The sequence below is a fragment of the Brachyspira hampsonii genome (assembly GCF_001746205.1).
GTDB lineage: Bacteria > Spirochaetota > Brachyspiria > Brachyspirales > Brachyspiraceae > Brachyspira > Brachyspira hampsonii_B.
Window position 1 is genome coordinate 100561 of record NZ_MDCO01000001.1, and the last position, 20581, is coordinate 121141.

Genomic DNA, 20581 nt, shown 5'->3' on the forward strand with positions numbered 1-20581 from the left:
TATTAAAACAAGTATAATATTTTTTAATGAATTATGTTATACACAATATTAATATTAATATCTTCATAATTTATATTATTTGGATATGGAGCATAATAATACTTGCCGTCTTTATTTTGAAAATTTAAATATGAAGGATTCAACATGATACATATTTTTCCAGAAGTTGAAGGAGATTCAATCACCTCAAAAGTTTTCTCTCCTGAAAATGTACTACTTATAGTATTTATATACTGTCCTTGAGAATCATAAACATTTCTAGTTACTTTTATTTCTTTTACAATAACTATTTCATCAAGTTTCATATTTTTATTATCAATTTCAAACCAAGTATTAATATAGATTTTTCCGTTATAGCTATATGAATACTCTTCTAAACTTGATACTAATATATTTTTATAAGTGAATATTATATAAGCAATACTTCCTGATAATTGACTTTCTAATGGAGTTATTGATGTTATATATCCTCTTTCATCTTTCTCAGTAACAGAAGGAATATCATTAGTAACAGAAGTGGTTTTATTAACCTGAATAATTTTAGCAGAAGTTACATATACATGTTTGTCATTAACTGTATAAATAGGTCCGAAATTTATTTTTTCATTTGCTCTTACATTAGCTCTGCTAGTCCAATCGCTGCCGGTTTCAACAATATATTCAATAGGTCTTGTTATATTATCCTTACAGCCTATTGCTAATACTGAAATTATTGTTATAAATAATATTTTCATAATATATACCTTTTAAATAAATAATTTATTAAATATATTTTCCTTTAGCTTCTACAATAGTTTCTTCTTTAGAAGAATCATTATGATATAAAACTAATTTACTTTTCTCTGTTATTATTTGTTAAGAGCACTGCTTTTTTATATTATGATTCTATACCATAAGGATCAACTATGAATATGAACAATAATATTCAGGTTTTGTCAGTTCTGAAAGCTGATAATGATATTACATTTATTAATAATAACTTTTTTAATTATTTCTACTTTTTTTAATATCTTTATTATAGTATATAATTAATAATATTACAATATTTAATACTTTTTAGTTAAGGAATCTGCATTTTCTTATTTTAACGAAAAAAAAATATATATATATATATTTTTTTTTATACTTTACAAAATAATCAATAATTTTACAATATATAAATAAAATTACATAATGTATTGATTTATATTGATTAATTTTATAAAATAAGTTCTATTATTTTATTGTTAAAACTTGATAATTCAATAAATAAAATAGTTTGACCGATAATAAATTAAATTAATTGTTAGGCTTTTAATTATGTATAAAATTTATTCTGCATCTATAATAATAATCTTATTTATTATATCTTGTAATAATAAAAAGTTGGAAAGTAAACAATACAGACTTAATATTGCAGAAACAAATGAAGTAATAGATATAAAAAGCAGAAGTTTTGATGGAATAAGCTTAATAAAAAACAGTTCATTTACAGCATATCCTAATATCACAATAAATGAACTTATATCCCCTTTTACTTCTGTAGAATGGCAGGATTTCATATCAGAAGATGATTATAATCGCTATATAGATATAGTAGCAAGATATGATACCAATGAATATATAATACAGTTTCAGATAACAGATCAATACAGATGGGAATTGTATGCATTTGAAATAAATAAAACTCCATACACTATAGATATAGCAGCAAGTGAGTTATATAAATTGTATACAAATAAATAAAATAATTTTATAATTATAAAAAAAGCCGATTTTTTAATCAGCTTTTTTAATTCAGTATAGCATTCAATTATCAATTAAATGCCAAAGATATACTTCCTCTTTTTATATCTATAGGACCTGCTATATTTCTGGATAATTTTATTTGAATAGATAAACTTCTGTCTATATCATTACCTGTAGTCCAATCATTTTTCTGAGGCTCAAATATTCCTACAATGGTTCCTGTTCCTGTTCTTTTACCTAAGAATATTTTTACATCATAATATGTAACAACTATGCCTTTGGTACCATTAATTGTTTCTTCTGTAACTTTTAAAGGTGCTACCAATGATGATTTTTTTATATCGGCTTCTGTCATATTCTGAACATCTTTTCCGCCTATTACATAATAGATTTTTTCATTTATTTCTACAGCTTGAATTTCTTTATCTGCTCCGTAAACTGTAACTTTCATTTTTGGAGTATCTTCTCTAGTTATAGTATCTTCTTTTTTATCTTCATTAGTTGTATTATCTTTTGTAAGAGTATTATTATCTTTAGACTGCATAGTTGCACATCCGACAAGTATAGTTATCAACCCAGCAACAATAAAAAATTTTTTTAACATGATACCTCCGCAAGTATTTTATTTAAACTCAATACCGTTAAAACTATCGGAAACTATTTTCGTAATATTAAATATTTTTTTTACATTTTATACTTGAATAATATAATAATAAATCTATAATATATAATTATTCCTCTATTAAAAGGACTATAAAAATGCAAATTTCTGAAAATAGATATGATAATATTATATATAATAGATGCGGTAAAAGCGGATTAAAACTTCCTATAGTTTCTTTAGGGCTTTGGCATAATTTCGGTGAGAACTGCGATTATAATAATATGAAGGATATGATAAAAACAGCTTTTGATAATGGGATAACACATTTTGATTTAGCTAATAATTACGGTCCGCCTTATGGCTCTGCTGAAATCAGTATGGGAAAAATATTAAATGACGGATTAAATAAATATAGAGATGAGCTTATAATAAGCACTAAAGCTGGTTATGATATGTGGAAAGGACCTTATGGAGATTGGGGCAGTAAGAAGTATTTAATAGCAAGCATCAATCAAAGTTTGAAAAGATTAGGGCTTGAATATGTTGATATATTTTACCATCATAGAATGGATCCTGAGACTCCTCTCGAAGAAACTATTGAGGCATTAACTAGAATAGTAAAGAGCGGCAAAGCTTTATATGCTGGACTTTCAAATTATGATGGCTCTACAATGGAAAAAGCCTCTAAATTACTTTATATGGCAAATGTACCATTCATTATAAATCAAAACAGATATTCTATATTTGACAGAACTATAGAAAATAACGGATTAAAATTAAAAGCTAAAAAATTGGGTAAAGGTATAATAGCATATAGCCCATTAGCTCAGGGATTATTAACAGATAAATATTTAAATGGTATTCCTAAAGACAGCAGAATAGCAGCTGACGGCAGATATTTAAAGCAAGATTCTATAACAAGAAAAAGATTAGAGCAAATTAAAAACCTTAATGATTTAGCAAAGGAAAGAGGTGAAAGTTTGGCACAAATGGCTTTAAGGTGGGTATTAAAAGATGAAGAGGTTACAAGTGTTTTGATAGGTGCTTCAAAGCCTAGCCAAATAATAGAAAACCTAAAAATCATAAATAAAATGCCTATCACCGATGATGAATTAAGAAAGATTGATGATTTCAGTTTATGATACCAATTATATATATTAATTTTTTAACGCACGGTAAATTACTTTATTAATATAATAAAAATAAATTTTTATTATATGACTCTATGCTGAAAATTCATTCACCGTGCGGTATGTAATTTATAATTTAAAAAAATCTTGGGCGGGCATGCTTTTATAATTTAAATTATAAAAAATTATTGGTAAAGAATTTCTAATTAAAGCAGCAAATATAAAGGGCGGGTTTTCAAAATAATTTAAAAAATAAAAAAATTGACAAAATTATATTGTTTATATAATATTACTCATAAATCATACAAAATATATAAGGAAATATTTATGTCAGATAAATTGAAAATTAAAGCATTGGAATATCATTCTAAAGGAAAGGCTGGAAAGATAGAAGTTATAGCCACAAAGCCATGTAAAACGGCTGATGATTTATCTTTAGCATATACTCCTGGAGTAGCTAAACCTGTACTTGAAATAGCTGAAAATCCTAATGAAGCTTATAAATACACTTCAAAAGGAAATTTAGTAGCAGTTATTTCAAATGGAACTGCAATACTTGGTTTAGGAGATAGGGGAGCTTTAGCCTCAAAACCTGTTATGGAAGGAAAGGGAATATTATTCAAACGCTTTGCTGATATTGATGTATTTGATATAGAGATAAATGAAAAAGACCCAGATAAAATTATAGACATAGTAAAATCATTAGAGCCTACTTTCGGAGGAATTAATCTTGAAGATATAAAAGCTCCTGAATGCTTTAAAATAGAAAAAACATTAATAGAAAAATGTAATATTCCTGTTTTTCATGATGATCAGCATGGTACCGCTATAATATGCTCTGCTGCTTTGATTAATGCTTTGGAAATTGCCAATATAGATAGGAAAAATGCTAAGATAGTGTTTAATGGTGCAGGTTCGGCTGGTATTTCATGTGCTAAAATGTTTGTAGCATTGGGTGTGCCTAGAGAGAATATCATTATGTGCGATAGTAAAGGTGTCATTACTAAAGATAGAATAGAATCAGTTACTGAAGAGAAAAGAGAATTTGCAACTGATTTAAAAGTAAAAACTTTAGAAGAAGCTATGAAAGGAGCCAATGTTTTTGCCGGACTTTCTGTTGCTGACTGCGTTACTGAAGATATGGTAAAATCTATGGCTAAAAATCCAATAATATTTGCAATGGCTAATCCTAACCCTGAAATACAATATGAAAAAGCTATAGCTATAAGAGATGATTTGATTATGGCTACAGGAAGAAGTGATTATCCTAATCAGATTAACAATGTATTAGGTTTTCCTTTCATATTCAGAGGGGCTTTGGATGTGAAGGCAAAAGCTATATCAGAAAAAATGAAAATGGCTGCTTCATTAGCTTTGGCTGCCCTTGCTAAAGAAAAAGTTCCTGAAGAAATTTTCAAAGCTTATGGTAATACTAATTTTGAATATGGTAAAAATTATATAGTACCTAAACCTTTTGACCCTAGGGTTATTGAATGGGTATCGCCTGCTGTTGCTAAGGCTGCTTGTGATGAGGGGATTGCTAGAGATCCTATTTATGATTTTGAAAAATATAGGGCTTCTCTAAAAGATAGAATGAAAAAATATTGGGAATAATTTTTTAATAATAAAATTTATTTGGGCTTTACTTTTATTTAATAAAGGTAGAGCCTTTTTTAATTTGAACATCTCTATTTTATAATATAAATTATTTTATTAATTCATTTATATTATAAATCAATTAACGGTCATTCAATAATAATACTTGGTTTGGTATTAGCCGTATGAACTTTCCGAATCGTAATACTATTCATTATATGAAGAACAATGTAAATTCGGTATAATATATACTAATTACAAAATATTTGAAAATGTTAATTCAAGAACTAAAATAATAACAAATTAAAAATGATCAATAGTAATTAAAGTGTTAAAATTTAATTACATTTTCCCACCCTTTATATTTTTTATGTTATTTGTAATTTTTGTACTATATTTCTTTTGTGCTTTAAACTGTTATTATAACACCCGCCCAAGATGTATTGAAATTTTTTACTTTATTCAACGCACGAATAGAAAAATTAAAAATACAGATTTAGTTAAAATTCAAATTTTATTATATTAAAAAATTTCATTTACCGTGCGTTTAATAATTTATTATAATCTAATAATATTATTGACATTAAATAAAATAGAAATAATATTTAAATTATGAAACTTGTTATTGAATAGAGCTCCAGCAATATTTTTTATTTGTTGTTTGTGGCATACTAAAAACATTATTCTATAGTTATTTATAGTTTTTCAATTTATTTAGCATGCATTTGTTTTTAGTTTAAATTCAAGGAAAGTTTTATGTATTTAATAAAATTTTCATTTATACTATTTATTTCAAATATACTTCAATATCTATATGTATTATAGATATAATATTTATTTTTCATATAGTAAAAAGATTATATCTATATTTCATAATGTATTTGTCTTCTATTAATTCTTTTATAGATTCAATTATTTTTAAAGTGATATTATATATGTATTGGTGCTATTGGAATATATATTTCTATGGCTGTATAAAGTGTTTTACAATCTGTTATAGATATAATTTCTTTTTTAATGTTTATAAAAAATAATAAATTAAACGAATAACTGAAGATACAGAGTTTTAATAAAAAAGCGTATATTATTTTTATATACATATACGCTTTTATCTTTTTATATCATATTAAAGCTCTATTAATATTTTTATTTATCAAAAAAAATAATAAATTTTTAATAACATTTACTTTTTATCTTTTTGTATTACTTTTTGATTATTTACTATTGTTCCATTATTGTTATTTTGCCCATCTATATTGTTGCTATTCTCTAATTTAGGTTTAGATTTTATAATTTTAAAAAATATTTCTTTTATATATGAAAAAATATTACAATCCATAAAAAAATCCTTGAATTTATTTTTAAATAATAATATATTATATTAATAATAAGGCAATGACAAAAATATGAAAAATATAATAAAAGGTCAAAATAATAATACAGGAACTATAAATAGTTATCAAATTATAAATTTATCATTTATAACTATAAATATTAATATTTCTATAGATAGTATATTAGAAAAATTTCCATCTATAAAAAAATTTTTTAGTAAATCAAAATTAATAGTAGTAAAGAATAATTCAAAAGATGAAGTAAATAATTTAAACAATGAAGGGGTGGAATATTTTTTAAAAGGAGAATTTAAAAAAGCTATAGATTATTTTGAAAAAGCCATATCAATAGATAATTCAGTTTCAGAAATACATTATAACTTAGGTAATGCAAAATTTTATTATTACGCTGAAAATATAAAAAAATATAATATTTTAGAGATGTTTAATGAAATAATAGCTGAATATAGTAATGCTATATCATTAAAAGAAGATTATAGATATTATTATAATAGAGGAACATTATATGCATTTATAGGAAAATATAATTTAGCTTTAGATGATTTATCAAAATCCATAGATATTGATAAATTACATCCTGAACCATATATAAATAGAGCAAATATCTATCTTATAAAAAATAATAATAACGATGCAGAAAAAGATTTGAAGATGGCAGAAGAATTAGCTAATAAAGAAGATCATTATTTACTTTCTGTATTATATAATAATATTGGCAATACATATTTGCAAAAGAATAATTTATATAATGCAGAAAAATATTATAAAGAAAGTTTAAAAATAAATAAAGAATATATATATCCGATTTTAGGAATGGCAATTCTTTATATGAAAAAGTACGAAGAATCAAAAAACAATGCCGAATATAAAAAATCATTAGAAATGTTTGATAAGGCAGAAAAAATAGATAATAATTTTGATGGTATATACTATAATAAAAGTCATTTATATAATATAAAAGCATCAATATCTAATAATAAAAATGATTATTTATGCTCCATAGAATTATTAGATAAAGCTATAGAATGTGCACAATTAAATGGCAATAATAAATCTTTATATTATTATGCTAAAGGTATAGTTTATAGTAATTTGTATAATTTATTAAAAGAAAATGAATATAAAGATAAAGTTATAACATCTTACCTTCTTTCAATAGAATTAAATAAAGATGACTTTAATCCATATTACAACTTAGCTAATTTTTATGATAGTATAGGAAATAAAACTGAAGCAATTAACTATTATACGAAAGCAATATCAATAAATCCTAAACACGAAAGTTCTTATAATAATAGAGCAGCTATTTTTATAGAACAACAACAATATGATAATGCTATTAGTGATATAAACAAAATAGTAGAAATTAATCAAAACAATTTTGGTGCATATTACAACTTAGGTGTAATATATACTATGCAAAATAAAATTCAATTAGCCATTGAATATTTTTATAGATGTGTAAATTCTCTAAATAATAAAGATAACAAAATTAAAATGAATTCATATTATAATTTGGGAATACTAAAAGGTCGTATGGGCGATAATGAATCAGCAATAAATGATATAATAAAATCTTATGAACTTGGTAATAAAAATTGCATTAATATAATTAAAGAAGAAGCATATAAATATAATAATAAAATTGCTATTTCATATCTCAATGGTAAAATCATTTGATTCTTTTTTATCCATATCAAATTTCATTTTTTGTTCATTATAAAATTTTTCGTTTTTATGTTTATTTACTATATGAATAGTAATATTATTTTTTATATTAATGGACAATACTAGTCCAACGAGAGAAATAACAAAGCTTATAATAGAAATAAATGATAATATGAGATTAAAAACATCTTTTTTATAAAAAAATAATGCTATCATAAAAGAAAAAGTTGCAAAAATAACAACATAAGCAATAATAACAATAGAATTTAAAAAAATACTTTTCATTTTACCTATTGAAAATTTTATAGATATTAAAATATATTTTTTATATTATATAAAAAATATATTTTTTGTCAATTTATTATACTTTTTTATAAAATATATTAGTAAATAATATAATTAAATATACTTATTAATTAATATAGAATAATATTGAATTTTAATTTAAATTATTTACAAAATTTTATTAACATTGCGTTTAGCCTATTATAAATTTATTATAAACTTTGATTAATTAAAAAAGTGCAAACCTTAATTTAGATTTGCACTTTATAATTATTTTGCTTCTTTATTAAAAAACATTAATTAGGCTTTTCTATCTTATCAAATCCTGTAAACGGTCTTAAAGCCTCAGGTATAATCACACTTCCATCTGCCTGCTGATAATTTTCAAGTATAGCAATCCAAGTTCTTCCTACAGCTATACCAGAACCATTTAAAGTATGTACTAATTCTGTTTTTCCATTTCTTCTAGTTCTCATCTGCATTCTTCTTGCCTGATAATCCCAACAGTTACTAACACTAGAAATTTCTCTATATGTGTTTTGTGAAGGAAGCCAAACTTCTATATCAAAAGTTTTATAAGCTGCATTTCCTATATCTCCGGAAGAAAGAACAACTACTCTGTATGGAAGTTCTAATGCCTGTAAAATACTTTCAGCGTCTTTAAGCATCTTTTCATGCTCTTCTTTAGATTTATCAGCAGCACATACTTTTACAAGCTCAACTTTATCGAATTGATGCTGTCTTATTAACCCTCTCATGTCCTTACCATAAGAACCAGCTTCAGAACGAAAACATGGTGTATAAGCAGTACAGTATAAAGGAAGCATGTTTTCAGGTATAATTTCCTCTCTGTATATGTTTGTGAGCGGAACTTCTGCAGTAGGTATAAGGTATAAAGCAGGATCATCAGTAGTTTTAAATAAGTCTTCTTCAAATTTTGGGAGCTGACCTGTACCTGTCATAGTCCTTCCATTAACAAGCATAGGAGGAACATACTCTGTATAGCCATGTTCACTTGTATGTTTTTTTAGCATAAAGTTAATCAAAGCTCTTTCTAATGCAGCTCCTTTGCCTTTCATAAGTGAAAAACGAGTTCTAGCCATTCTCACAGCTCTTTCTATATCAAGAATATCAAGACCCACAGCTATATCCACATGGTCTTTCACTTCAAAATCAAATTTACGAGGCTCTCCCCATCTGATTATTTCTTTATTTGCTTTCTCATCATCTCCATCCGGAACATCTTCAGAAAGCATATTAGGTAAATAAAGTATTTCATTATTAACAGCATCTTCCAATTGCGATAATTTTTCTTCTTTTTTATTTAAGGATTCTGTGAAATTTTTCATCTCTTCTTTTATTTTTTCTGCTTCATCTTTATTTCCGGCTTTCATAAATTCACCGATTTTTTTTGAAGCTTCATTTTTTTTAGCTCTGTCCTGTTCAACTTCTTTTAATAAATTAAGTCTTTCATGTTCTAATTCTTTTAACTTGTCTAAAGATACTTTACTTCTTCTCTTTCTCAAGTTCTCTTCTACCAATTCAATATTTTCTCTTATTAATTTTACATCTATCATAATAAAATCCTTAAATAAAATTTGTATAAATTATACAGCTTTTTTAAAAATAGTAAATTGTATTTTATTAAATTTTATTTCTCCTCCCCACCCTTTAGACCTATAACTTGTATTAGAATATTTTATTTTTACTATATAATTAACATTTTAAGAAATTTCAGCACCCACCCAAGCTGATTTTAAATTTGCAGCTATATACCCGCACGCAGAATAAAATCATGAATATAAATTAAATTATCAATCGAAATTAAGTTATATATAAAATTTTGCTCACCGTGCGATTAATAGACTTTAAATACAGAATAAGTTTGGGCGGGCATGCTTTTTCTTAATTTGCTTTAAATAAGAATAATTTGTTAATTGTAAATAAAGTTAACAAAAATAAAGGGCGGGGTATGTAATAAAAATTCAAAAATATGTATATTGCCTATTGACATTGGAGTGCACTTCAATGTTATAATAATGATATATTATAAAAAGGAGTTATTTATGCTGCTTGATAAAAACTTGGAAGAAGCTAATTCAGGTAAAAGAATAAATGCTAAAGGTTATGCTGTACATAGCAAAACAGATACTTTTAAACCATTTGAATTTTCAAGACATTCAATGGGAGATAATGATATATTAATAGAAATAATGTATGCCGGAATATGCCATAGTGATATACACTCAGCAAGAAGCGAATGGCATGAAGGAATATACCCTATGGTTCCTGGACATGAAATTGCTGGTAAGGTTGTAGCTGTAGGTAAAAAAGTTACTAAATTTAAAATAGGCGATTATGCAGGAGTAGGCTGTATGGTAAACTCATGCGGAGAATGCGAAGCATGTAAGAGAAGCCATGAGCAATTTTGCGAAAGAGGTCAGACAGTGCTGACTTATGACTGCAAAGATCATTTCCATAATGATGAGCCTACTTACGGCGGATATTCTAATAATATAGTAGTAAGTGAAAAATTTGCTATTACTGTACCAAAAGATGCCCCAATGGAAAAAGTAGCTCCATTACTATGTGCAGGAATAACAACTTATTCCCCTTTAAAATTTTCTGGTGTTAAAAAAGGTGATATAGTTGGTGTTGCTGGTTTCGGAGGACTTGGCTCTATGGCTGTTAAATATGCCGTTAATATGGGTGCTGAAGTTTATGTGTTTGCCCGTAATGACAAAAAGAAAAAAGAAGCATTAGAAATGGGAGCAAAAGATTTATTTACTTCTACAAAAGATGTTCCTATTCATTTTGATTTAATTATATCAACTATACCTACAGGATATAATGTTAATGATTATGTTGATTTACTTAAATATGGCGGAGAAATGGCTATTGTAGGACTTCCTCCTGCTGAATTAAAACAAAGCATAGATTTGGCAAGATTAATATTTGCAGGCGGAAAAAAAGTTTATGGCTCTATGATAGGAGGTATTAAAGAAACACAGGAGATGCTTGATTTTTCTTTAAAACACAAAATATATCCTGAAACAGAAATTATAGCTGCAAATCAAATTGATGAAGCATACGATAAACTTACCACAGGTCAGGCAAAATTCAGATATGTAATTGATATGAAAACTCTTAAATAAAGTATTTTGTTCATAATATTCTTTATAAATTGAGGCAGCATTAAAAATATGCTGTCTCTTTTTATTATAAATGATATAATAAAAGAAATTATTAAAAAGGATTATTATATGACAGCAGATTATCATGTACATACAGAGTTTAGTGATGATTCTAATTATCCATTAGAAGAAGTTATAAAAGATGCTGTAAAACTTAATATAGATGATATTTGTATTACGGATCATGTGGATTACGGTATAAAAAAAGACTGTGACGAAGTTGAAATAAAAGATGGGAAAACTATTACAAATGTCAATTATCCAAAGTATATAGAAGATATAAAAAGAATGAAAGAAATATATGGAAAACAAATTAATATAAAAACAGGACTTGAATGCGGCATACAAACTCATACAGTCAATAAATATGAAGCTCTTTTAAAAAAATACGATTTTGATTTTATTATATTCTCAGTTCATCAGGTAAACGATAAAGAATTCTGGACTCAGGATTTTCAAAAAAACAAAACTCAAAAAGAATATAATGAAGCCTATTATGAAGAAATGCTTAATGTTGTAAAAATGTTTAAAAATTATTCAGTGCTAGGGCATTTAGATTTGATTGTACGATATGATAAAAAAGGCACTTATCCTTTTGAAAAAGTGAAACCTATCATAGAAGATATATTAAAAATAGTTATAAAAGACGGTAAAGGAATAGAATTTAATACTTCATATCATAGATACGGTTTGAAAGATACTACACCTTCAATAGATATTTTAAATCTATATCATAAATTAGGCGGCAATATTATAACTATAGGAAGCGATAGTCATCAGCCTAGTCATTTGGGATTTCATATAAATGAAGCAAAAGAAATTTTAAAGGATATAGGATTTAAACAATTCTGCACTTATAATAAAATGATTCCATCTTTTTATAATCTGTAGAATATGTAAATATTGACAGACAAAAAATATAAGTTATAATGTCCAAATCTATGGAGGTTGTATGATATTAGACGAAGTAAAAAAATACTTTGATAGGGTGGAGTATTCTGAATTAAAAGCTCTTTATGAAGATGATTTTCAATTTGAAGTTTTAAAAAATAGAGAAGAATTGGAAAATCATATATATGATTTAGATAATTATGAAAAAGACAGAATTAGAAATGCCGTATCAAATGAATTAAAAAATAATAATGAAATAGTTTTTTATACTTCTGAAAGTGCTGGAGAAGTATATTCAAGTGTTGAAGATTTTTTGGTTTATCTTCTTAATGAAATCTTATATCAAAAATTATTAGTAAAAAGCGAAAGAAAAACATTATCCAATAATTTTATGGAATTAGAAATCAGCATAAAAAAACTGCTTATATTAATTTGGACTAGATAAAAAATACAGAGGTTTATGATTATGAAAAAAAATTATATTTTATTATTTTTAAGTTTTATATTTATTTCCTGCTATTCATCTGCAAAATCATATTTTAATATATTGTCAGTAAATAAAGAAAATGATAGTATAAAAGTAGTAGTAGAAGCTAAGAAATCAGGCAGGCAATCAGAAAATATATTTTTAGTTTCTCAATTTTTAAATGATGATGATGTTATAGTTAATACTTCTATGTCTCAAATAGGTCCTATGATGTTTGATGCCGGAAAATATGAGTTTAATGTACCTCTTCCTACTAATAGTTTCACTAAGTATACAAACTTTATCGAAGAAATTCAGCCTGAAAAAGCTCAAAGAATTGCAAACAGCGGCGGATTTGGAAGCAGTTTCTTTACATATATGATGCTTATGAGCATGATGGATAATAGAAGACCTGTATATTATGATGATTATGGTCAAAGAAGAACTATCAATAGAGATTACTATGATTACAGATATACTAGAACTGAAACAAGAAGAAGCATATTCAATAATTCTACTACTAAAAGAACAACTGTAGATAATAATAATTCTACTACTAAAAGAAGAACATTATTTAAACCTAGTTCAGGAAGCTCTACAAGAAAACAATCTACTTTTAGAAGATCTTCCACTAGAAGAAGATAATGAAATTTTATAGTATAAAATATTAAAATTTTACAAATAATACATTTTTTATATTGACTTTATTTTTTAAGAATATAATATTACTACTTACTTATAATCATATAGAAATTTATATAGAATTACGGCTGTTTCATTTATATTATAAATTTGATATTATCTCTGTAATATATAATTTTTTCTATCTCTTTATGATGAGAATATGATTAAATCTATTTTGCTTTATAAAAAATATAATCTTAATGCATTATATTTTTTTAATGTTTTTATACTTTTTAAACTTTTTTCTATAAAAAATAAAATAATAAAAAAGTTATATATTTGTTTTTTAGAATGATATATTTCAATACTAATTTTTTATGATAAATAAAACAATATAAAAATATACTAGAGGACGATTATGCAAAAAAACAAGATGTTGGAGCTTACTGAAGGTAATGTAAGCAAAGGACTTATAAAGTTAGTTATACCTATGATATTAGGGAACCTATTAAATATCGCATATAATATAGTTGATACTATATGGATAGGTCAGATGATAGGTCCTAAAGGTCTTGGTGCTATTGCTGTAAGTTTCCCAATTATATTAATACTTATGGCTATAGCTTCAGGCGTTACAGTAGCTTCTAATGTTTTAATAGGACAGTATTTCGGTGCAAATGATCATAATTCTGTAATATATGTTTCCAGAGTTTCAACTACTATAAGTTTAATAACTTCTTTGGCATTAGCAATCATAGGATATATATTTGCTCCTTATATGATGCGTTTTTTAAATACTGCAGATAGTATAATGGAATATTCTGTAAGTTATTTCAGAATAAGCATGATAGGTTTTCCATTTATGTTTTATTATTTTTTAGTCTCTGCTTTGCTTAGGGGAATAGGGGATACTGTAAGACCTTTAATATTTTTAGCTATTGCTTCCATTTTAAACTTGATATTAGATCCGCTTATGATAAAGGGAATAGGACCTTTTCCTGCTATGGGACTTGACGGAGCTGCTTATGCTACGGCTTTCTCTCAATTTGTTTCCGTTGCTGTAAGTATGATATATTTAAAAATGAAGAACAGTATTGTAAAAGCTAATCCTTTTGATTTGGCATTTGATTTCAGCATCACTAAATTAATGTTTAAAATAGGACTTCCTTTTGCTGCTATGCAGTTAATAGTATCTGTAAGCTGGTTATTTTTAAACAGACTCATAAATACTTACGGTGAATCTGCTTCTGCTTCTGTTGCCGTATCTATGAGAGTAGATTCTTTATCATTTCTTCCGCTTTTAGCATTATCTGCAGGTATTGCCACTATGACAGCACAAAATATTGGGGCAGGTAAAATGGAAAGAGTAAGAGAGATATTCAAATCCGGAATAAAATTATCAGTCGGAATATCTGTATTTATGGCTCTTTTTTCTATATTATTTCCTGAACTTATTGTAAGAATGTTTACTAAAGATATGAGTGTGTTAAAATATACTAAAAGCTATATTTATGTTGTTATGCCTTCCATAATAATGCTTGCTGTAATGTTTACGGCAAATGGGGTTATTAATGGAGCTGGTAAAACTTTTATGCTTATGCTTTTTGCTTTTTGTGCTCATATAATAATTAGAGTACCTCTTGCATATATAATATCTCCTCAAATGGAATTATGGGGTATATGGACTGCAATGGCTATAGGTAACTTTTTTAGTATGACTTTCAGCTTGATGTATTATTTTTCAAACAAGTGGAAAAAAGATGCCAATATAGCTTCTCATTCTGCAGCCGAGCATAATATATAAATACTGATACTTATTGACTTTTATATCTCTTTTGTATAAAATTGCCTAATTATTTAGTATATAAAAATAATTTAGGTAAATTAATAATAATGATGAAAGAAAAAAATGAATTAGATTTAACAGAATGCAATGTAGCAAAAGGTCTTTTAATATTAGTTATTCCTATGGTGCTTGGCAACCTATTAAATGTGGCATATTCTACAGTTGATGCTATTTGGATAGGTCAGATAGTTGGTTCTAAAGGTCTTGCTGCTGTTGCGGTGAGCTTCCCGCTTACAATGGTTGTTACTGCTATAGCATCAGGAATATCAACAGCGGTAAATGTTTTAATAGGGCAGTATTTTGGGGCAAATGATAAGGAATATGTAACATATATTTCTAAAGTTTCAACTACTGTAAGTTTAATAACCTCTTTAACTTTGGCAATATTAGGATATGTATTTGCTCCTGATTTAATGGTATTTTTAAATACTTCTGAAAGTATAATGGAAGATGCTGTAAATTATTTTAGAATAAGTATGATAGGTTTTCCTTTTGTTTTTTATTACACTTTCATTTCTGCTTTGCTTAGAGGGATAGGCGATACTATAAGACCTTTAATATTTTTGATAATATCTTCTGTGATAAATATAATTTTAGATCCTCTTATGATAAAAGGAATATACCCTTTTCCTGTTATGGGGGTGGCAGGTGCTGCTTATGCTACAGTATTTGCTCAGGCTGTATCTGTAATAGTGAGTATGATTTATTTAAAAGCGAAAAATAGTATTATAAGGGTTAATCCTCTTAATTTTAAATTTGATTTGAACATAACAAAATTAATATTGAAAATAGGGCTTCCTTTTACTTTTATGCAGTTAATATCTTCTATAAGCTGGCTATTTTTAAATAAAGTTATTAACTCTTATGGGGAATTATCTTCAGCAGCTTTTGCGGTAGATGCTAGAATAGATGCTTTATCATTTGTCCCTCTTTCTGCTATTCTTTCCGGTATAGGAACTATGGCTGCTCAAAATATAGGGGCTAATAAAATGTATAGAATCAAAGAAATATTTAGTACAGGATTAAAAGTTTCTTTAACTATAGCATTAATTATGACCGCATTATGCATGCTGTTTCCTGATTTCATTATCAAAATATTTGTACAAGATGATAATATAATGCCTTATATGAAAAGTTATATATATGCCGGTGTTCCTTCCTCAATATTAATTGCCGTTATATTTTCAGCAAATGGTATTATTAATGCTTCAGGAAAAACTTTTATAATAATGATTTTTACTCTATTTACACATTTCTTAATAAGAATTCCTGTTGTTTATTTATTGTCTCCAAAAATAGGTTTATGGGGCGTTTGGATTTCTATGTCTGTAAGTAATTTATTTAATATGATTTTCCATTTAGCTTATTATTATTCAAACAAATGGAAAAAGAATGCTAATATAACATTGAATTCATATTCCAAAGATGATAATGAAAATAAAATTATAAATTAAAAAAACACTTGGGCGGGTGCTTATAAATTCTAATTGAGCCGTAAATATGATAAATGTAAAAAAGCAAAATAAAGCTATAAATTTTAAAGGGTGGGGTATGTAAATAAAGTTTTAAAATTAATTACATCTGCCCACCCTTTAGGCTTTCAATATTATTAAGTAATTTCTATATTATTTTTCTTTTTTGTTTTTAACTGTTTTTTTTGCTTCCCACCCAGAATTTTTTTTAAAGTTGTTATGCATATACCGCACGAAGAGTAAAATTTAAAATATATGCATATTGAAAATTATAATTTAAATTATACAAAAATATTCATACACCGTGCGTTATAAATATAACTTGGGCGGGTGATTTAATTTCTAATTAGTCTTTTTAAATATAAATAAGTTAAAAATTACAGATTATAGTCATAAAAACAAAATGGCGGGTGGCGGGTATGTAAATAAATTGCTTATATAATAATACCAAATCCATAATCTTTTAATATATTAATACTCTTATCTTCACATAAGTAATCAATGAAATCTCTTGCCTCTTTCTCTTTTAAAGATTTTTTCAATACGGCAATACTATAAATTATTTCTGTATGAGTTTTATTTTCAGCAGCTATTTTTAAATCATTATTACTATTGAGTATAGCTTCTGTTATATAAACTATACCGCAGTCTATTTTATCATTTTTTACTAAATCAATTACTTCTCTTGTGTCTTTTCCAAATATAATTTTATCTGAAATAATATCATATATTCCTAAATTATTTAATGTTTCCTCTGTATATCGTCCTATAGTAGAAGTCATAGATTCTCCTATAGCTACCTGATTTATATAATCATTAGTTAAATCATAAAAAGAATTAATATTGATATTTGAATCTCTAGTAATGACTAAAACTATTTCATTTTTAACTATATTTGTTATGCTGTCATTATATAAAAGATTCATATCTTTTAGGATATTCATTTCATAAATAGAAGATGAAAAATATAAATCAGCATAAGCTCCTGATTGTATTTGTTCTCTTAGCCTTCCTGATGAATCAAATAAACAACTTATTTTTTCACCTGTTTCTTTTTTATAGTTAGTACATATTTCAGTTAATGGATTCATCAAACTAGAAGAAGCAAATATAATAATATCATCTTTTTCTTCTTTTGTTTTTGAACATGAAAATAATAATATTGATATAATGAAATATAAAATAATGTTTATTTTGTTATTCATAAAAATTTTCCATTAATAATATATATATATTCTATATTAAATATATATAAAATATAAAATTAGTCTATATTTTTTTATTTATATTAAATGAAATATGATTTTTTATTTATGTATATAACTTTTAAAAAATATTTTTATTGTTGCGTAAGTTTTGCAGTATATATGTATTATTCATTTATTATTAGAATTTTATTATAGTAAAATGAACTATATATGCTTTATAATCCACTCATACCTTTTTTTGAGTTCCCGCTCTTCACCGATATCTACAGGCTCATAATACTCTTTTTTTATACCATGTTCTAAATAGTTCTGCTTTACTATATGATAAGGATAATCATGAGGATATTTATATTCTTCATCGCTTTTTTTATCGAATGAGGCAGAATGATTATCTTTTAAATAGTTAGGTATTGAATATAGCTCTCCGTTTCTTATATCTCTTATAGCTTTATTAATGGCATTATAGGCAGAATTTGATTTAGGGCATAATGCTAAATAAATAGTAACCTCAGCTAATGGAATTCTTCCTTCAGGCATACCTATAAAATCAACAATACTTACAAGAGAAGCAGCAATACTCATAGCATTAGGCTCAGCAAGCCCAATATCTTCAGAAGCTAATATGCATAATCTTCTGGCTATATATCTAGGATCTTCTCCGGATTCAAGCATTCTAGCTAAATAGTAAATTGCCGCATTAGGATCACTTCCCCTTACGCTCTTTATAAATGCACTTATAGTATTGTAATGTTCATCTTCATCGAAAGTTATAGACTGCTTGCTTGTAACATCTCTAACTATTTCTTCTGTAATGGTAAGTTTTTCTTTAGTTTCATCAATTTGAGTTGCTAAATATGATGCTTCAAGATATGTAAAAGCCTTTCTCACATCACCATGGGAATAACGAACTATTAAATTAACAGCCTCATCTTCAACATACACATCATCTTCACCTAATCCTCTTTTATCAGTAATAGCTTTTAATACTGCTTCTCTTATATCATTATCATCAAGATTTCTAAACTCAAAAAGCATTATACGAGAAAGCAGTGCATTATTTAGATAGAAGTATGGATTTAATGTGGTGCTTCCTATAAGTATAACAGCTCCGTTTTCAACTGCCGGAAGCAAAGCATCTTGCTGGCTTTTATTGAATCTATGTATCTCATCTATAAACAGTATAGTTTTTTTTCTATTTTCTAAATTCTTTTCTGCTTTTTTTATAGCTTCTCTTATTTCAGAAACATTTGAAAGAACGGCATTAAGTTTAATATATTCGCTTTTAGTTTTTTTAGCTATAATTGATGCTACAGTAGATTTACCTACACCGGGAGGTCCAAAGAAAACCATAGATGTTATTTTATCATTATCTATCATTTTCCTTAAAGTTTTATTCTTGTCTAATATATGATGCTGCCCGAAAACTTCTTCTATAGTAAGAGGACGCATTCTTTCAGCCATAGGTCTGAAATTATTAATGTCGTCTTCAAAATCAAACATTGAGTTTTTCAATATGTTCCTCTACAAGCGGTATATAATTCATAATATTTTCTATTCTTTCTTTGATTTCGTATTCAAGTAAATCAGCTATTGATATGTAATCTTCATTTGCAAAAGCATCCAAAACATTATTCATCATTTCATTAAAATCATTGATGGCATCTGTAAGGGTAACCGAATTCAAAGAAATCTGAGAATAATCTATGGAATAAATAGAAGCTACATTTGAAAGTATACTGAAAGCATAACTTACTATACGCGAAAATTTTTCTGCATATATAAAAGCTTCTTTATCATTTCCAGACTGAAGTTTATTGACAATAGAATCCAATATATCTAGTATTAGCGGTAAGAATTTAGGCAGACTTCCCACTTTGTATAGAGCATTACTGCTTGTTATATTTCCTGCAAAAAGGAATATCGTATTTATTTTAGCCTCCTCTATAACAATGTACATAGTAGGAAGCATTTTTTCACTTAAAAAAGGCTTAAATTCATTATTAAAAAACTCATTAAATTTATCTATATTGTCTGATGCATTGTTAAACTTTTCCAATTTTACTTCAAGCATTTTTAGTATATGGATAATTCCGTAAGACTCTAAACTCATATTAAATAGGAATATAGTTCTAGGTATGGAATCCAACACCCAATACATACCATCTTTTAAATCTTCTATATCTTTACTGCTGACTGAATCAGTATTTAATACTTTTTCTATATATTCAGCAATAGACATAATAGAATATAGAGAATATTCAGCCTGACTTAATGCCTCTACTTCTATTTTTTGTATGTTTTCTATTGGTATAGTTTCATATTCTTCATCTATATACGGCTGCATTTCTTTATTATCTATAATAACTTTATTGATTAAAAAGTCATTAGAATTACACCAACTTTCTATAGGTTTTAATATTTCATAAGCATTAGTTTCATTCTCAAGTATTACTGATAATTCTTTGCCGTTAATAAAAATTTTCATAATTTTTGCACCATAATTTATATTTAAAA

Annotated in this window: 18 protein-coding genes; 10 read left to right on the forward strand and 8 right to left on the reverse strand. The window is 26.1% G+C overall.

Annotated features, from left to right (window positions below):
• Nucleotides 1–23 precede the first annotated feature (23 nt).
• Nucleotides 24–734, reverse strand: coding sequence for a hypothetical protein (locus tag BFL38_RS00450; RefSeq protein ID WP_069725210.1), 711 nt, complete (start codon nucleotides 732–734; stop codon nucleotides 24–26).
• A 565-nt stretch (nucleotides 735–1299) separates the two neighbouring features.
• Here BFL38_RS00450 and BFL38_RS00455 point away from each other — a divergent pair.
• Entirely contained in the window at nucleotides 1300–1725 is a 426-nt protein-coding gene (locus BFL38_RS00455) for a hypothetical protein (RefSeq protein WP_069725211.1), read from the forward strand.
• Nucleotides 1726–1795: 70 nt separating this feature from the next.
• Here the strand turns inward: BFL38_RS00455 and BFL38_RS00460 are convergent, their stop codons facing one another.
• The gene (locus BFL38_RS00460; RefSeq protein ID WP_069725212.1) at nucleotides 1796–2332 is read right to left on the reverse strand and encodes a hypothetical protein; all 537 of its coding nucleotides are present in this window, start codon (nucleotides 2330–2332) and stop codon (nucleotides 1796–1798) included.
• Between the two features lie 155 nt (nucleotides 2333–2487).
• Between BFL38_RS00460 and BFL38_RS00465 the strand changes: the two genes are divergently transcribed.
• Together BFL38_RS00465 and BFL38_RS00470 are read left to right on the forward strand one after the other, a co-directional pair.
• Nucleotides 2488–3474 (forward strand): aldo/keto reductase, encoded by a 987-nt coding sequence (locus tag BFL38_RS00465; protein ID WP_069725213.1) that lies wholly within the window; start codon nucleotides 2488–2490, stop codon nucleotides 3472–3474.
• Nucleotides 3475–3789: 315 nt separating this feature from the next.
• Nucleotides 3790–5076 carry a malic enzyme-like NAD(P)-binding protein gene (locus BFL38_RS00470; RefSeq protein WP_069725214.1) on the forward strand — a complete coding sequence of 429 codons (1287 nt, stop codon included), beginning with the start codon at nucleotides 3790–3792 and terminating at the stop codon, nucleotides 5074–5076.
• Nucleotides 5077–6241: 1165 nt separating this feature from the next.
• On the opposite strand, the gene BFL38_RS15045 is transcribed toward BFL38_RS00470, so the two are convergent.
• Nucleotides 6242–6397 (reverse strand): hypothetical protein, encoded by a 156-nt coding sequence (locus tag BFL38_RS15045; RefSeq protein WP_176720529.1) that lies wholly within the window; start codon nucleotides 6395–6397, stop codon nucleotides 6242–6244.
• A 67-nt stretch (nucleotides 6398–6464) separates the two neighbouring features.
• On the opposite strand from BFL38_RS15045, the gene BFL38_RS00475 reads away from it, so the two are divergent.
• Nucleotides 6465–8093 carry a tetratricopeptide repeat protein gene (locus tag BFL38_RS00475; RefSeq protein ID WP_069725215.1) on the forward strand — a complete coding sequence of 543 codons (1629 nt, stop codon included), beginning with the start codon at nucleotides 6465–6467 and terminating at the stop codon, nucleotides 8091–8093.
• On the opposite strand, the gene BFL38_RS00480 is transcribed toward BFL38_RS00475, so the two are convergent.
• A complete protein-coding gene (locus tag BFL38_RS00480) occupies nucleotides 8067–8366 on the reverse strand; it encodes a hypothetical protein (RefSeq protein ID WP_069725216.1) in 300 nt (99 codons plus the stop codon). The two genes, BFL38_RS00475 and BFL38_RS00480, sit on opposite strands and share 27 nt — an antisense overlap.
• A gap of 296 nt (nucleotides 8367–8662) precedes the next feature.
• On the reverse strand, nucleotides 8663–9943 hold the full coding sequence (gene serS, locus BFL38_RS00485) for a serine--tRNA ligase (protein WP_069725217.1): 1281 nt from the start codon (nucleotides 9941–9943) through the stop codon (nucleotides 8663–8665).
• A 489-nt stretch (nucleotides 9944–10432) separates the two neighbouring features.
• Here serS and BFL38_RS00490 point away from each other — a divergent pair, with 489 nt between their 5' ends.
• The 6 genes from BFL38_RS00490 (at nucleotide 10433) to BFL38_RS00515 (ending at nucleotide 16841) form a co-directional block, all read left to right on the forward strand.
• Nucleotides 10433–11521: an NAD(P)-dependent alcohol dehydrogenase gene (locus BFL38_RS00490; RefSeq protein ID WP_069725218.1), complete on the forward strand. Its 1089-nt coding sequence runs from the start codon at nucleotides 10433–10435 to the stop codon at nucleotides 11519–11521.
• Between the two features lie 108 nt (nucleotides 11522–11629).
• Nucleotides 11630–12451: a histidinol-phosphatase HisJ family protein gene (locus tag BFL38_RS00495; RefSeq protein ID WP_069725667.1), complete on the forward strand. Its 822-nt coding sequence runs from the start codon at nucleotides 11630–11632 to the stop codon at nucleotides 12449–12451.
• Between the two features lie 61 nt (nucleotides 12452–12512).
• Complete coding sequence (locus tag BFL38_RS00500; RefSeq protein ID WP_008730725.1) at nucleotides 12513–12896, forward strand: hypothetical protein; 384 nt, start codon at nucleotides 12513–12515, stop codon at nucleotides 12894–12896.
• A gap of 21 nt (nucleotides 12897–12917) precedes the next feature.
• Nucleotides 12918–13562 carry a hypothetical protein gene (locus BFL38_RS00505; RefSeq protein ID WP_069725219.1) on the forward strand — a complete coding sequence of 215 codons (645 nt, stop codon included), beginning with the start codon at nucleotides 12918–12920 and terminating at the stop codon, nucleotides 13560–13562.
• 397 nt (nucleotides 13563–13959) lie between these two features.
• On the forward strand, nucleotides 13960–15345 hold the full coding sequence (locus BFL38_RS00510) for an MATE family efflux transporter (RefSeq protein WP_069725220.1): 1386 nt from the start codon (nucleotides 13960–13962) through the stop codon (nucleotides 15343–15345).
• A gap of 89 nt (nucleotides 15346–15434) precedes the next feature.
• Nucleotides 15435–16841 carry an MATE family efflux transporter gene (locus BFL38_RS00515; protein ID WP_069725221.1) on the forward strand — a complete coding sequence of 469 codons (1407 nt, stop codon included), beginning with the start codon at nucleotides 15435–15437 and terminating at the stop codon, nucleotides 16839–16841.
• 452 nt (nucleotides 16842–17293) lie between these two features.
• On the opposite strand, the gene modA is transcribed toward BFL38_RS00515, so the two are convergent.
• The 3 genes from modA to BFL38_RS00530 form a co-directional block, all read right to left on the reverse strand.
• Nucleotides 17294–18064 (reverse strand): molybdate ABC transporter substrate-binding protein, encoded by a 771-nt coding sequence (gene modA, locus BFL38_RS00520; protein WP_069725222.1) that lies wholly within the window; start codon nucleotides 18062–18064, stop codon nucleotides 17294–17296.
• Between the two features lie 207 nt (nucleotides 18065–18271).
• The gene (locus tag BFL38_RS00525) at nucleotides 18272–19567 is read right to left on the reverse strand and encodes a replication-associated recombination protein A (RefSeq protein ID WP_069725223.1); all 1296 of its coding nucleotides are present in this window, start codon (nucleotides 19565–19567) and stop codon (nucleotides 18272–18274) included.
• A complete protein-coding gene (locus tag BFL38_RS00530) occupies nucleotides 19560–20552 on the reverse strand; it encodes a DUF8042 domain-containing protein (RefSeq protein WP_069725224.1) in 993 nt (330 codons plus the stop codon). The genes BFL38_RS00525 and BFL38_RS00530 overlap by 8 nt, the downstream gene beginning before the upstream one ends.
• Nucleotides 20553–20581 lie beyond the last annotated feature (29 nt).

What these genes read in the sequence shown, in the direction of transcription:
- BFL38_RS00505 (WP_069725219.1), top strand. Translation starts at nt 12,918, where the DNA reads ATGAAAAAAAATTATATTTTATTATTTTTAAGTTTTATATTTATTTCC.
- modA (WP_069725222.1), bottom strand. Translation starts at nt 18,064, where the DNA reads ATGAATAACAAAATAAACATTATTTTATATTTCATTATATCAATATTA.
- BFL38_RS00460 (WP_069725212.1), bottom strand. Translation starts at nt 2,332, where the DNA reads ATGTTAAAAAAATTTTTTATTGTTGCTGGGTTGATAACTATACTTGTC.
- BFL38_RS00450 (WP_069725210.1), bottom strand. Translation starts at nt 734, where the DNA reads ATGAAAATATTATTTATAACAATAATTTCAGTATTAGCAATAGGCTGT.
- BFL38_RS00510 (WP_069725220.1), top strand. Translation starts at nt 13,960, where the DNA reads ATGCAAAAAAACAAGATGTTGGAGCTTACTGAAGGTAATGTAAGCAAA.
- BFL38_RS00500 (WP_008730725.1), top strand. Translation starts at nt 12,513, where the DNA reads ATGATATTAGACGAAGTAAAAAAATACTTTGATAGGGTGGAGTATTCT.
- serS (WP_069725217.1), bottom strand. Translation starts at nt 9,943, where the DNA reads ATGATAGATGTAAAATTAATAAGAGAAAATATTGAATTGGTAGAAGAG.
- BFL38_RS00465 (WP_069725213.1), top strand. Translation starts at nt 2,488, where the DNA reads ATGCAAATTTCTGAAAATAGATATGATAATATTATATATAATAGATGC.
- BFL38_RS15045 (WP_176720529.1), bottom strand. Translation starts at nt 6,397, where the DNA reads ATGGATTGTAATATTTTTTCATATATAAAAGAAATATTTTTTAAAATT.
- BFL38_RS00480 (WP_069725216.1), bottom strand. Translation starts at nt 8,366, where the DNA reads ATGAAAAGTATTTTTTTAAATTCTATTGTTATTATTGCTTATGTTGTT.
- BFL38_RS00455 (WP_069725211.1), top strand. Translation starts at nt 1,300, where the DNA reads ATGTATAAAATTTATTCTGCATCTATAATAATAATCTTATTTATTATA.
- BFL38_RS00475 (WP_069725215.1), top strand. Translation starts at nt 6,465, where the DNA reads ATGAAAAATATAATAAAAGGTCAAAATAATAATACAGGAACTATAAAT.
- BFL38_RS00495 (WP_069725667.1), top strand. Translation starts at nt 11,630, where the DNA reads ATGACAGCAGATTATCATGTACATACAGAGTTTAGTGATGATTCTAAT.
- BFL38_RS00490 (WP_069725218.1), top strand. Translation starts at nt 10,433, where the DNA reads ATGCTGCTTGATAAAAACTTGGAAGAAGCTAATTCAGGTAAAAGAATA.
- BFL38_RS00515 (WP_069725221.1), top strand. Translation starts at nt 15,435, where the DNA reads ATGATGAAAGAAAAAAATGAATTAGATTTAACAGAATGCAATGTAGCA.
- BFL38_RS00470 (WP_069725214.1), top strand. Translation starts at nt 3,790, where the DNA reads ATGTCAGATAAATTGAAAATTAAAGCATTGGAATATCATTCTAAAGGA.
- BFL38_RS00525 (WP_069725223.1), bottom strand. Translation starts at nt 19,567, where the DNA reads ATGTTTGATTTTGAAGACGACATTAATAATTTCAGACCTATGGCTGAA.
- BFL38_RS00530 (WP_069725224.1), bottom strand. Translation starts at nt 20,552, where the DNA reads ATGAAAATTTTTATTAACGGCAAAGAATTATCAGTAATACTTGAGAAT.